The sequence below is a fragment of the Streptomyces sp. NPDC018693 genome (assembly GCF_044391385.1).
GTDB lineage: Bacteria > Actinomycetota > Actinomycetes > Streptomycetales > Streptomycetaceae > Streptomyces.
The window spans coordinates 314,319-327,012 of sequence record NZ_JBIRZZ010000002.1; the positions used below are offsets into that span (position 1 = coordinate 314,319).

12 protein-coding genes are annotated in these 12,694 nt (G+C 68.4%); 6 read left to right on the forward strand and 6 right to left on the reverse strand.

From position 1 onward, the window contains the following. Positions 1–27: 27 nt before the first annotated feature. Genes ACH5AC_RS05755 through ACH5AC_RS05780 form a run of 6 tightly spaced genes read left to right on the forward strand, consistent with a single transcriptional unit; the run spans position 28 to position 4,134 of the window. A complete protein-coding gene (locus tag ACH5AC_RS05755; RefSeq protein WP_398860379.1) occupies positions 28–816 on the forward strand; it encodes a DUF881 domain-containing protein in 789 nt (262 codons plus the stop codon). Between the two features lie 27 nt (positions 817–843). After that, complete coding sequence (locus tag ACH5AC_RS05760; protein WP_398860380.1) at positions 844–1,521, forward strand: class E sortase; 678 nt, start codon at positions 844–846, stop codon at positions 1,519–1,521. Between the two features lie 9 nt (positions 1,522–1,530). Further along, positions 1,531–1,737, forward strand: coding sequence for a hypothetical protein (locus tag ACH5AC_RS05765; protein ID WP_398860928.1), 207 nt, complete (start codon positions 1,531–1,533; stop codon positions 1,735–1,737). After that, on the forward strand, positions 1,734–2,372 hold the full coding sequence (locus ACH5AC_RS05770) for an aminodeoxychorismate/anthranilate synthase component II (RefSeq protein ID WP_398860381.1): 639 nt from the start codon (positions 1,734–1,736) through the stop codon (positions 2,370–2,372). Before ACH5AC_RS05765 ends, ACH5AC_RS05770 begins: the two co-directional genes overlap by 4 nt. Then, positions 2,369–3,382, forward strand: coding sequence for a class E sortase (locus tag ACH5AC_RS05775; RefSeq protein WP_398860382.1), 1,014 nt, complete (start codon positions 2,369–2,371; stop codon positions 3,380–3,382). The genes ACH5AC_RS05770 and ACH5AC_RS05775 overlap by 4 nt, the downstream gene beginning before the upstream one ends. Before the next feature lie 14 nt (positions 3,383–3,396). After that, positions 3,397–4,134: a class E sortase gene (locus tag ACH5AC_RS05780; RefSeq protein ID WP_398860383.1), complete on the forward strand. Its 738-nt coding sequence runs from the start codon at positions 3,397–3,399 to the stop codon at positions 4,132–4,134. A 91-nt stretch (positions 4,135–4,225) separates the two neighbouring features. Here ACH5AC_RS05780 and ACH5AC_RS05785 read toward each other — a convergent pair whose 3' ends face one another. From ACH5AC_RS05785 to ACH5AC_RS05810, 6 genes are all read right to left on the reverse strand, one after another. Further along, positions 4,226–5,248, reverse strand: coding sequence for a restriction endonuclease (locus tag ACH5AC_RS05785; RefSeq protein ID WP_398860384.1), 1,023 nt, complete (start codon positions 5,246–5,248; stop codon positions 4,226–4,228). Positions 5,249–5,441: 193 nt separating this feature from the next. Continuing rightward, positions 5,442–7,412: a Stk1 family PASTA domain-containing Ser/Thr kinase gene (gene pknB, locus ACH5AC_RS05790; RefSeq protein ID WP_398860385.1), complete on the reverse strand. Its 1,971-nt coding sequence runs from the start codon at positions 7,410–7,412 to the stop codon at positions 5,442–5,444. 168 nt (positions 7,413–7,580) lie between these two features. Then, positions 7,581–9,053, reverse strand: a complete 1,473-nt coding sequence (locus ACH5AC_RS05795) for a peptidoglycan D,D-transpeptidase FtsI family protein (RefSeq protein WP_398860386.1) — start codon at positions 9,051–9,053, stop codon at positions 7,581–7,583. Then, entirely contained in the window at positions 9,050–10,498 is a 1,449-nt protein-coding gene (locus ACH5AC_RS05800) for an FtsW/RodA/SpoVE family cell cycle protein (RefSeq protein ID WP_398860387.1), read from the reverse strand. Before ACH5AC_RS05800 ends, ACH5AC_RS05795 begins: the two co-directional genes overlap by 4 nt. Positions 10,499–10,525: 27 nt before the next feature. After that, positions 10,526–12,037 carry a Stp1/IreP family PP2C-type Ser/Thr phosphatase gene (locus ACH5AC_RS05805; RefSeq protein WP_398860388.1) on the reverse strand — a complete coding sequence of 504 codons (1,512 nt, stop codon included), beginning with the start codon at positions 12,035–12,037 and terminating at the stop codon, positions 10,526–10,528. Positions 12,038–12,177: 140 nt separating this feature from the next. After that, positions 12,178–12,690: an FHA domain-containing protein gene (locus tag ACH5AC_RS05810; RefSeq protein WP_398860390.1), complete on the reverse strand. Its 513-nt coding sequence runs from the start codon at positions 12,688–12,690 to the stop codon at positions 12,178–12,180. Positions 12,691–12,694 lie beyond the last annotated feature (4 nt).

Here is a 12,694-nt window from a genome sequence, read left to right on the forward strand (position 1 = left end):
TACGGCGCCGAAGGAGATAAGGGTACGTTGAGCAATTCTGCCGACTCCCCCGGTACGGGTTCAACGGGTTCCGTCCCCGGTCGTAGCCCCCGCTTCCGTCCGGTGCGGATCCTCACGGTCGGGGTGTTCGCCCTCGCGGGGCTCATTTTCTTCACCAGTTTCAACACGGCCAAGGGCACCAATATCCGCACGGACGCGTCCCTGCTGAAGCTGTCCGACCTGATCCATGAGCGCAGCCGCAAGAACGGCGAGCTGGAGGAGTCCAACGCGGCCCTGCGCGGCGACGTCGAGTCGCTGGCCGAGGCGGACACCGGCCGTACCCGCGCCGAGCTGGACGAGCTGACCGCGCTGGAGAAGCGGGCCGGCACCCGGCCGCTCAAGGGGGAGGCCATCACCGTCACCCTGGACGACGCCCCGCCGAACGCCACCGCCAAGCTTCCCGGCTACCCCGAGCCGCAGCCCGACTACCTCGTCATCCACCAGCAGGACCTCCAGGCCGTGGTGAACGCCCTCTGGCAGGGCGGGGCCCAGGGCATCAAGGTCATGGACCAGCGGCTGATCTCCACCAGCGCGGTGCGCTGCGTCGGCAACACCCTGATCCTCCAGGGGAGGGTGTACTCACCGCCGTACAGGATCCAGGCGGTGGGTGACCCCGAGAAGCTGCAGAAGGCGCTCTCGGACTCGGCCGCGATCCAGAACTACATGGTCTACGTGAATGTCTACGGCCTCGGCTGGAAAGTCACCGAGGACGGCACGGTGACTCTGCCCGGCTACTCGGGCACAGTGGACCTGCAGTACGCCGAGCCCGTGGAGTAGGAGCAGCCGCCGGGGGGCCTTGTGTCGGTGCGCCTGATCGTCCGGACCGTCAGCGAGCTGTGCATCACCGTCGGCACCGTGATCGTGCTCTTCGTCGTCTACGTGATGTTCTGGACGGGCGTGCGGGCGGAGCACGTCATGGACGACCAGGTCGAGCGGTTGGAGGAGCGGTGGGCGCGGCAGGCCGCGGTACGCCCGGCGCCCGCGGAGTCCACGCCGCCTCCACAGGCGTACAAGAAGGACGAACCCTTCGCGATCATGTACATCCCGCGGCTTGGTTTCACGTGGAACAAGCCGGTGCTGGAGGGCACGGCCACGGACACCCTCAAGAAGGGCCTCGGTCACTACGCGAACACCGCCCGGCTCGGTGAGGCGGGCAATTTCTCGGTCGCGGGACACCGGCGGACCCATGGTGACCCCTTCAAGGACTTCCCGAAGCTGCGGCGCGGCGACGCGGTGGTGCTGACCGACGGGACGACGTGGTTCACGTACCGGATCGACAAGGGGCCGTACAGGACCGTGCCCACGGACATTGAGGTGATCGACCCCGTCCCACGTAAGTCGGGGTACACGCGCCAGGGCCGCTACCTCACCCTGACGACCTGCGATCCGGAATGGGGCCACAGCCACCGCCTGATCGTCTGGGCACACCTCGACTCGACCCAGCCCGTGGACACAGGCAAACCCGCGGCCCTGCGCCGTTAGTCTGGTGCGGTGTACGGCGAGAGTCTGGTGCCGTGGTGCGACGGAAGGGACGGCATGTACGGCTGGATCTGGCGGCATCTGCCGGGAAACGCGTGGATCAAGGCGCTGATCTCGATCGTGCTGGTCCTGGCCTCGGTCTACCTCCTCTTCCAGTACGTCTTCCCGTGGGCCGAACCGCTGCTTCCCTTCAACGATGTGACGGTGGACAACCAGTGAGCGCGCGCATTCTCGTCGTGGACAACTACGACAGCTTCGTCTTCAACCTGGTCCAGTACCTGTACCAGCTGGGCGCCGAGTGCGAGGTCCTGCGCAACGACGAGGTCTCCACCGCGCACGCCCAGGACGGCTTCGACGGTGTCCTGCTGTCGCCAGGGCCCGGCACGCCCGAGGAGGCCGGGGTGTGTGTGGACATGGTCCGGCACTGTGCCGCGACCGGCGTCCCCGTCTTCGGCGTCTGCCTGGGCATGCAGTCGATGCAGGTGGCGTACGGCGGAGTCGTGGACCGTGCGCCGGAGCTGCTGCACGGCAAGACCTCGCTGGTCGAGCACGAGGGCGGGGGCGTCTTCGCGGGCCTGCCCTCGCCGTTCACCGCGACCCGCTACCACTCGCTGGCCGCCGAGCCCGCGACCGTGCCGGCCGAGCTGGAGGTCACGGCCCGCACCCAGGACGGCATCATCATGGGCCTGCGCCACCGCGCACTGCCCGTCGAGGGCGTGCAGTTCCATCCCGAGTCGGTGCTCACCGAGCACGGACACCGGATGCTGGCCAACTGGCTGGTGGAGTGCGGGGACCAGGGCGCGGTGGCGAGGTCGGCCGGGCTCGCCCCGGTGGTGGGCAGGGCCACGGCGTGACCGCGCTGCGCCCCGAGCGCGAGGACTCGTACGGCGTGGAGGCGTACGAGTCCTTCGGCGATGCGGCGTACGGAGGCCCCGCCGGGATGCGCGTCGACGAGGAGACGATGGCGCTGCGGATTCCGGAGCCGCCGGAGCCGCCGCACGGCGGAGAGCCCATATCGGCCTCTGAGGCCACAGGAGTCACTTCCGCAACTGGATCCCCGGCGGGTGGCCGTGCGGCCCGCAGAAAGGCCGCCAAGGGCCGTCGTGGGCGTGCGGCAGCCGCACCGGCGGCCGTACCCGAGGCCGCGCCGTCGGACGACCGGCCCCTGTCCCGTGTGGAGGCCCGCCGCCGGGCGCGGGCCCGCAAGCCCAGCCCGGCCGTGCTCGCCAGCCGGGCGATCGGTGAGGTGTTCATCACCACCGGGGTGCTGATGCTGCTGTTCGTCACCTACCAGCTGTGGTGGACCAACGTCCGTGCGCACGCCCAGGCGGACCAGGCGGCCAGCAGCCTCCAGGACGACTGGGCGAGCGGCAAGCGCAACCCGGGGACCTTCTCGCCCGGTCAGGGCTTCGCCATCCTGCACATCCCCAAGCTGGACGTGGTGGTGCCCATCGCGGAGGGCATCAGCAAGAAGGTGCTCGACAAGGGCATGGTCGGGCACTACGGCCAGACCGCCATGCCCGACGCGAAGACCGGCAACTTCGGGCTCGCCGGGCACCGCAACACGCACGGTGAGCCGTTCCGGTACGTCAACCGGTTGGAGGCGGGCGACGACCTCGTCGTCGAGACACAGGGCGAGTACTACGTGTACAAGGTGGCCTCCATGCTGCCGGTCACCTCGCCCAAGAACATCGCTGTCCTCGACCCCATCCCGAAGGACTCCGGGTTCACCGAGCCCGGCCGGTACATCACCCTGACGACGTGCACGCCGGAGTTCACCAGCAAGTACCGCTTGATCGTCTGGGGCAAGATGGTCGAGGAGCGGCCGCGCAGCAAGGGCAAGCCGGACGCACTCGTCAGTTAGGGCTGAGAGGGACAGTGGCAGCGACCGCAGAGGACACCGAGACCTCCCCTTCCACATCCGCGGGACGACCGCGCCGCCGCCCCGGCAAGATCGCGACGGCCGTCAGTTTCGTCGGCGAGCTGCTGATCACGGCCGGTCTGGTGCTCGGCCTGTTCGTCGTCTACTCGCTGTGGTGGACCAACGTCATCGCCGACCGGCACGCCGACGCGCAGGCGGACAAGGTGCGCGACCACTGGGCGGAGAACGGCGAGCCCGGCGCGCTGGACACCGGGAGCGGCATCGGCTTCCTGCACGTGCCGGCGATGAGCGACGACGACATCCTGGTCGAGAGGGGCACCTCCTCGAAGATCCTCAACGACGGTGTGGCCGGCTACTACACCGACCCCGTCCAGGCCGGGCTCCCCACCTCCGGCAAGGAGGGCAACTTCTCCCTCGCCGCGCACCGCGACGGCCACGGCGCGAAGTTCCACAACATCCACAAGCTGGCCAAGGGTGACCCGATCGTCTTCGAGACGAAGGACACCTGGTACGTCTACAAGGTCTACGCGATCCTCCCGGAGACCTCGAAGTACAACGTCAAGGTCCTCGCCCCGATCCCCGAGGAGTCCGGCAAGACCAAGGCCGGCCACTACATCACCCTGACGACGTGCACCCCGATCTACACCAGCCGCTACCGCTATGTCGTGTGGGGCGAGTTGGTCCGCACGGAGAAGGTGAACAGCGAACGGACTCCGCCGGAGGAGCTACGGTGACTGAACTCCTTTAAGGAGGTCAGTCGCTGGCATGACGGAGGCCCGAAGCCGCAACGACCCTTTGCGGCTTCGGGCCTCTTGCTCGTGGGGTCTATCGCAGCGCTTTGAGGCGCGCTCCGGCGCTCCACGCCTCCAGTTCGTCGCGGTTGACCGTGATGACGCCGCTCAGGTCGGCGATCGCCTGTGCTTCATGGCTGAAGTTGCTGGTGGCGACGAACAGCGCGACGTCGAAGCGGTCGACGGCTCGGGCGGCGCCGGCGAACTTCTGCATGTCGGAGCTGGGGACGGACCAGCGGCCGGCGCGATTCTTGCACTGGACGGCCACGCGGCGTCCGTCGGTGATACGGGCGGTGATGTCGATGCCCCGGTCGGTGTGGGCCTTGCGTACGGTGACGTCCGTGCAGCCGTCCCGGCGCAGCAGGTCGGCGACATGACGTTCGAACGCCTGCCAGGTCATGGCGGCGATGGAGGCCCTGACGTGGTCTGTCGGGGCTTCTCCTTCCAGGGAGCTGATCCGCTGGTGGTGCCAGCACAGCTTGCGTTCGACGTTCTCGATGTCCTGGCGGAGTTCGATGAGTTCGCGGCGGTGCTCGCCCGACGTTTCGATCAGGGCGTTGAACATGGGGACGACGGTCTTGCCGAGGATGTGGGTGATGCGCTGGTCGATGCGGTCGCCGAGGGACGCGCCGTCAGTGGGGGCCGGGTTATCCACAGGCTGTGTGCGCGCCAGGTACTCCATGTCGAGGAGGTACACACGCACCTGACGTGCGACTTCGCTGTCACGGAGCAGCATGGCGACGTTGAGGACGGCGCGGCGGGAGAAGAGAGCAAGAGCCTTGGAGCGTGACTGGATCCCACTGGCCCTCTTAAAGAGGGCCAGTCGCGTACCTGTCAGTACCTGGTAGCCACTGCCTTCCAGCTCGTCTCGGTGATCTTCCACCAGCGACTCGAGCGTCTTGACGGCAACCTCGAAGTACGCCGCCACCATCGCCGTAGTCACATGCATCCCGTCCGGCAGCAGCGACAGTGCCTTCACCCTGTCGAGCACGTCAGTTCGGTCCAGGACGCTGTTGCGCAGCGACTTCGACTCCAGCAGCGCCGATTCGTTGATCACGTTCTGCCCTTCTGTTCGAGGTGTGGCCGTATGGCCAGGGCAGGACTCTGACTCCCCACCCCACCCGATCAACGCGGAGAGACATACGAAGACACGGTCGATGTTCGTTCTGATCTGCGATAACCGGCGCGGGTACGACGAGAGCCCCGGCACCCTTCCCAGGGTGCCGGGGCTCTGTGCGTGGCGCGGTGGCTCAGCCGAAGAAGCCGCCGCCGTCGTTGTCGCCGTTGTTGTTGCCGCCTCCGCCGCCGAAGGCGGTCAGGGTGACGGTGTCGCCCTTGTTGAGGGTGGTGCCCGGCTGGGGGTTCTGGCCGAACACGGTGGCGTTGTCGTCGTCCACGCCCTGGACGGCGACGTTGAGACCGAGGTCCTGGAGCGCCTTCTTGGCGTCCTTGAGGCGCTGGTTCTGCAGCGACGGGACCTGGACCTGCTCCTGCTGGAGCTTGCCCACCTTCATCTGGACCTGGGAGCCCTTGTCGGCCTTCTCGCCGCGGCCCGGGGTGGTCTCGATGACCCGGCCGTCCTGGTTCGGGTCGGTCACCGGTACGTCGACGCAGACGCCTTGCAGGTTGCTGGCCTGCATCTGGGCCTTGGCGTCGTCGCAGGAGCGGTTGATGACGTCAGGGACGGTGGCCTTCTCCTCCTCCTTGGCGACGATCAGGGTGATGGTGGAGCCCTTCTCGACTTCGCTGCCCAGCTTCGGGTCCTGCCGGATGACCGTGCCGGCCGTCTCGGTCGACACCTCTTCCTTCTTCTCGACCGTGAACTGGTAGGCGTCGCCCTCCAGCTCCGACTTGGCGTCCTCGAAGCTCTTGCCGAGCACACTCGGCACCGCCACCTTCGGCGCGCCTGTCGAGACGACGAGGCTGACCGTCTGGCCCTTGTCGACGCTGGTGCCGGCCGCCGGGTTCTGCGAGCAGACCTTGCCGGTCTCGGTGTTCTCGCAGGGTTTTTCTTCTATCTGGAGCTTCAGATCGGAGTTGGTCGCCATCTGTTCGGCCTGCGCCTTCGTCTGGTCGACGAAGTTGGGCACCGGGACCGTGTTGCTGCCCGCGCCACCGCTGAAGGTGTACTTGCCGATGAGGATGGCGCCGACCAGGACTATGACGGCGGCGACGACGAGCATGATCGTCGATGTGTTGTTCTTCTTCTGGCGCCGTCGGCCCTGGCGGTCGTCGTAGCCGTAGCCGCCGTCGTCCGGGTTCATCGGGGGCAGCATGGTGGTCGCCGCGGCGTTCGGGTCCGTGCGCAGCGCTGTCGTCGGCTGGTCGTCGGGGTAGCCGCCGTAGCCGACCGTGCCCATTGCCGCGGTGGCCGCCACCGGCTGGCCGTCGAGGCACGCCTCGATGTCGGCGCGCATCTCGTCGGCGGACTGGTAGCGGTAGTTGGGGTCCTTGACCAGCGCGCGCAGGACGATGGCGTCCATCTCGGGCGTGATCTCGGGGTCGAAGACGCTCGGCGGCTGCGGCTCCTCCCGTACGTGCTGGTAGGCGACCGCGACCGGGGAGTCGCCCACGAAGGGCGGGCGGACGGTCAGCAGCTCGTAGAGGAGGCAGCCGGTGGAGTAGAGGTCCGATCGTGCGTCGACCTGCTCGCCCTTGGCCTGCTCCGGGGAGAGGTACTGGGCGGTGCCGATCACGGCCGCCGTCTGGGTCATCGTCATGCCGGCGTCGCCCATGGCGCGGGCGATGCCGAAGTCCATCACCTTGACCTGGCCGTTGCGTGTGAGCATCACGTTCGCCGGCTTGATGTCGCGGTGCACGATGCCGTTGCGGTGGGCGTACTCCAGGCCCTGGAGGATGCCGATGGTCATCTCCATCGCGCGCTCCGGCAGCAGCTTGCGGCCGCTGTGCAGGAGCTCACGCAGGGTGGAGCCGTCGACGTACTCCATGACGATGTACGGGATGGAGACCCCGTCGATGTAGTCCTCGCCCGTGTCGTAGACCGCCACGATCGCGGGATGGTTGAGCGAGGCGGCCGACTGGGCCTCCCGGCGGAACCGGGCCTGGAAGGACGGGTCGCGCGCCAGGTCCGCGCGCAGCGTCTTCACCGCCACCTGGCGTCCGAGCCGGGTGTCATGTGCGTGGTAAACCTCCGCCATGCCACCACGGCCGAGCACCGGGCCCAGCTCGTACCGGCCGCCGAGGCGACGCGGCTCTTCCATAGCTACCTACCAGCCCTCTCCGTCGGTCCCGACCCACCCTTGTGGGTTCGTCGGTGTGCCGTCCGGGCATACCGTACCCGGCTCGCTCTGTGGGACCTGGCCAAGCCCGTCACCCGATACAGGACCGGTATCGCAACGTGCACGGATGTGCAGGCGCTGTGGGCAGGGTCACGTCCTGTTGCCGATGACCGCCTTCATCACGGCCTTCGCGATGGGGGCGGCCAGGCCGCCACCGGAGATGTCGCCGCGGTTGGCGGCGCCGTCCTCGACGATCACCGCGACGGCCACCGGTGAGCTTCCGTCCGACAGCTTGGCGTACGAGATGAACCATGCGTACGGCTTCTCGCTGTTGTCCACGCCGTGCTGGGCGGTACCGGTCTTGCCGCCGACCTTGACGCCGTCGATCCGTGCGTTGGAGCCGGTGCCCTGTGGCTCGCTGACGACCGCCTCCATCATCGTCTGGAGCTTCTGCGCGGTCTCCGAGGAGACGGCCTGGGAGAGCGTCTTCGGCTCGGTCGTCTCGATCACGTCGAGGTTGGAGGCGCGCAGCTGGTCGACCATGTACGGCTTCATCAGCTTGCCGTCGTTGGCGATGGCGGCGGTGACCATGGCCATCTGCAGCGGGGTGGCCCGGTTGGAGCCCTGGCCGATGCCGTCGAGGGAGTTCTGTGGCCGGTTGTCCTGCGGGTAGACGCTCTCGGCGGCGCGGACCGGGGTGTCCAGTTCCTTGTCGCCGAAGCCGAACTTCTCCGCCTGCTCGATCATCTTCTCGTTGCCGACGTCGTCGGCGAGCTTTCCGAAGACGGTGTTGCAGGACACCATGAGCGCGTACTTCAGTGTGGCGTTCTCACACTCACCGTGCTGGTTGGTGAGGGGCGTCTTGGTCTGCGGCAGCGTGAACGGGTCCGGGGTGTCGGTGCGGTCGTCGATGCCGGAGACGACGCCGTTCTCCAGCGCGGCGGCCGCGGTGACGACCTTGAAGGTGGAACCCGGTGGGTAGGTCTCACGCAGCGCCCGGTTGAGCATCGGGTCGTCCGGGTTGTTCTTCTTCTGGACGGCGTTCCATTCCTTGGCGTCTTCGTCGGTGTAGCCGGCGAACTTCGACGGGTCGTACGACGGGGTCGACACCAGCGCCAGGATCTTGCCGGTGGCCGGGTCGATCGCGGCGACGGCGCCCTTCTTGTCGCCGAGGCCCTCGTAGGCGGCCTTCTGCGCGGCGGCGTTGAGGGTGGTGACGACGCTGCCGCCCTCCTTCTCCTTGCCCGTGATCATGTCGAGGGTGTTGCGGAAGAAGAGCCGGTCGTCGTTGCCGGTGAGGATGCCGTCCTCCAGCTTCTCCAGCTGGTTGGCGCCGAACGCCTGCGAGGAGTAGCCGGTGACCGGCGCCCACATGGCGCCGTCCTTCCAGGTCCGCTTGAACTTGTAGTCGCCGCTGGTCATCTCGACGGAGCCGGTGATGGCCTTGCCGTCGACGATGATGTCGCCGCGCGGGGTGGCGTAGCGGGCGATGTTGACCCGGCGGTTCTCGGTCTGGGAGGCCAGCTCGTCCGCCTTGACGTACTGCAGGTAGTTGGTGCGGACGAGCAGGGCGAGGATCAGAAGGCCGCAGAAGATCGCGATCCGGCGCAGGGGCTTGTTCATGACGGGCGGACCACCTGGGTCATCTCGGCGTCGGGGTTGGTGGCGGGGGCGGGGGCCGGGCGGCGTGCGGTGTCGCTGATCCTGATCAGGATGCCGATCAGCGCCCAGTTCGCGATCACGGACGAACCACCGAACGCCAGGAACGGCATGGTCATACCGGTGAGCGGGATGAGGCCCATCACACCGCCGGCGACGACGAAGACCTGTAGGGCGAAGGCGCCGGACAGGCCGACGGAGAGCAGTTTGCCGAACGGGTCGCGGGCGGCGAGGGCGGTGCGGATGCCGCGCTCCACGATCAGGCCGTACAGCAGGAGTACCGCCATCAGGCCGGCCAGGCCGATCTCCTCGCCGAAGGTGGCGAGGATGAAGTCGGAGTTGGCGGCGAAGCGGATCAGCTCGGAGTGGCCCTGGCCCCAGCCGGTGCCGAGGGTACCGCCGGAACCGAACGCCCACAGGGCCTGCATGGCCTGCTCGGAGTGGACGCCGGGGGCGCCGGACTGGCTGAGCTCGAACTCGCGCATCGGGTTGAGCCAGGCGTCCACACGGGTCTGGATGTGCGACTCGAAGCTCGCCACACCGACGGCGCCGGCCGCGGACATCAGCAGACCGAAGACGATCCAGCTGGTCCGCTCGGTGGCGACGTACAGCATGATGATGAACATTCCGAAGAACAGCAGCGACGTACCGAGGTCGGTCTCGAAGACCAGGATGAGGATCGACATCGCCCAGACCGCGAGGATCGGTCCGAGGTCGCGGCCGCGCGGCAGGTACAGGCCGAGGAAGCGGCGGCTGGCCAGGGCGAGCGCGTCGCGCTTGACCATCAGATAGCCGGCGAAGAACACCGCGAGCACGATCTTGGCGAACTCGCCGGGCTGGATGGAGAAACCGGCGACCGAGATCCAGATCTTCGCGCCGTAGATGTTGCGGCCGAGGCCCGGCACCAGCGGCAGCAGCAGCAGGAACAGCGCGCCGACCATGGAGATGTAGGTGTAGCGCTGCAGGACGCGGTGGTCCTTGAGGAAGATCAGCACCACGATGAACAGTGCGATGCCCATCGCCGTGTACAGCAGCTGCCGGGGCGCGGCGGTGCCCGCCTGCTCGATCCGCTGCAGCAGCTTCGACTGGTCGAGCCGCCAGATGGCGACCAGGCCGAGACCGTTGAGCAGGGTGGCCAGCGGCAGCAGCAGCGGGTCCGCGTACGGCGCGAACTTGCGTACGACGAGATGGGCGACGCCGGCCAGCAGACCGAGGCCCAGGCCGTAGCTCAGCAGCCCTGACGGCACCTCTTCGTTGATGGCCAGGCCCACGTTGGCGTAGGCGAAGACCGGGATGACGACGGCGAACACCAGCAGCGCGAGCTCGGTGTTGCGCCGGCTCGGCGTGCCGATCGAGCCGATCGTGGACGTGTGGTGCGTCGGCGTGTGCGTTGTGTTCGGACTGCTCATCGTGTGGTCGGGGCCTCTCACGGCTCGCTACTGCTTACCGCACTGCGAGACGACGTCTTTCTCTTCCTCCGACAGGGTGGGGCCGGGGTTGGGAGCGGCGGTCGCGGACGGGGACGACTGAGACGACGGGGTCGACGGGGATTCGGTCGCGGACGGGGACTCCGTGCCCGACGGGTTCGGGCTCGGTGAAGCATTGGACGGAGGTGCGGCGGGAGTGGTTCCCGTGGCGGCGTCGGCCTGCTTCTTGCACGCGGACGCCAGCACTGCCAGCTCGTCGATCTTCTTCTGCGCGCTGGACCGGCTGCTCTCGGCGATCGTGGCCTGCACCAGCTTCTGCTGGTACGGCGGCAGGTACTTGAGTTCGATGGCCGGGTAGTCCTTCTCGACCTTCGACAGCGACACCCACGCCAGGTCCTGGCTGATGCCGCGGTACAGCGCGACGTTCTCGCCGTTGGTGCCGACGTAGTACTGGGTCTGTGTCCAGCGGTAGCCGCCGTACATGCCGCCGCCGATGACCGCGAGCGCCAGCAGGGTGTAGAGGGAGATCTTCAGGCCCCTGCGGCCCTTGCGGCGGGGCTTGGCGAAGTCGTTCTCGGTGTAGTCGCCGAAGCCGCCGGTGGGAATGAAGCCGGTGATGTCGCCGGAGCCGGGCGGGCCGAACTCCCCGCCGCCGCCCTGCCGGTGCCGGCCGAGGCTGGCGGCGCGGCCGGCCGGGGTCTGCATGATGCCGTTGTCGTGCAGCTGGTGCTGGGTCTCGGCGACCGCGCCGACCACGACCGGGGTGTCGGACAGCTGCTGGGCGAGGGTGTCACCGGTGTCCAGGTCCAGGACGTCCGCGACGATCACGGTGATGTTGTCCGGGCCGCCGCCGCGCAGCGCCAGCTGGATGAGCTCCTGGACGGTCTCCTGTGGGCCCTGGTAGCTGGCGAGGGTGTCCTCCAGGGTCTGGTGGGACACCACCCCGGACAGGCCGTCGGAGCAGATGAGGTAGCGGTCGCCGGCCCGGACCTCGCGGATCGACAGGTCCGGTTCGACATGGTCGCCGCTGCCCAACGCCCGCATCAGGAGGGACCGCTGGGGATGGGTGGTGGCCTCTTCCTCGGTGATGCGGCCCTCGTCGACGAGGCGCTGCACCCAGGTGTGGTCCTGGGTGATCTGCGTGAGCACACCGTCGCGCAGGAGGTAGGCGCGGGAGTCGCCGACATGGACCAGGCCGAGGCGCTGACCGGTCCACAGCAGGGCGGTGAGCGTGGTGCCCATGCCCTCCAGCTGGGGGTCCTCCTCGACCATGGAGCGCAGCTGGTCGTTGGCCCGCTGCACGGCCGTGCCGAGGGAGGTCAGGACGTCGGAGCCGGGCACGTCCTCGTCGAGCGCGACGATCGTGGAGATCGCCTCCGAGGAGGCCACCTCACCGGCGGCGGCGCCGCCCATGCCGTCGGCGATGGCGAGCAGGCGGGGACCGGCGTAACCGGAGTCCTCGTTGCCCTCCCGGATCATGCCCTTGTGCGATCCGGCGGCGAAGCGCAGTGACAGACTCATGCCCACCTCGCCCGTCGGCCCCGCATGCAGCCGGTCGTGTCGAGCCACACTGCCCACCCTCCGGTCGGGAGCGCGCCGGGGCCCGGGGTGCCGGCCGCCGCCGCGTGCTCGCTCCGCTCGCGCTCACTCATGATGTAGCACTACTTCCGCAGCTCGATGACGGTCTTGCCGATGCGGATCGGCGCGCCCAGCGGAATCGGTGTGGGGGTCGTCAGCCGCGTTCGGTCGAGGTACGTGCCGTTGGTGGAGCCCAGGTCCTCGACGATCCAGTTGCCGTCGCGGTCCGGGTAGATCCTGGCATGGCGGCTGGAGGCGTAGTCGTCGTCCAGCACGATGGTGCTGTCGTGCGCCCGGCCCAGGGTGATCGTCTGGCCCTGGAGCGCGACGGTGGTGCCGGTGAGGGTGCCCTCGGTCACGACCAGCTTGGTGGGCGCGTTACGGCGCTGGCGGCCGCCCGCCGGCTGCTGGCGCTGCTGCGGCGGCGCCTGCCGCTGCGCCTGCTGCGCCGCCCGGCCCGCGTCGCGCCGCGAGCCGCGCTGGGTGACGCGCGTACCGAACAGGTCGCTGCGGATGACCTGCACGGCCACGATCACGAACAGCCACAGTACGGCCAGGAACCCCAGCCGCATGACCGTGAGGGTCAGCTCTGACATTGCC

What these genes read in the sequence shown, in the direction of transcription:
- ACH5AC_RS05805 (WP_398860388.1), bottom strand. Translation starts at nt 12,037, where the DNA reads ATGAGTCTGTCACTGCGCTTCGCCGCCGGATCGCACAAGGGCATGATC.
- ACH5AC_RS05800 (WP_398860387.1), bottom strand. Translation starts at nt 10,498, where the DNA reads ATGAGCAGTCCGAACACAACGCACACGCCGACGCACCACACGTCCACG.
- ACH5AC_RS05810 (WP_398860390.1), bottom strand. Translation starts at nt 12,690, where the DNA reads ATGTCAGAGCTGACCCTCACGGTCATGCGGCTGGGGTTCCTGGCCGTA.
- ACH5AC_RS05795 (WP_398860386.1), bottom strand. Translation starts at nt 9,053, where the DNA reads ATGAACAAGCCCCTGCGCCGGATCGCGATCTTCTGCGGCCTTCTGATC.
- pknB (WP_398860385.1), bottom strand. Translation starts at nt 7,412, where the DNA reads ATGGAAGAGCCGCGTCGCCTCGGCGGCCGGTACGAGCTGGGCCCGGTG.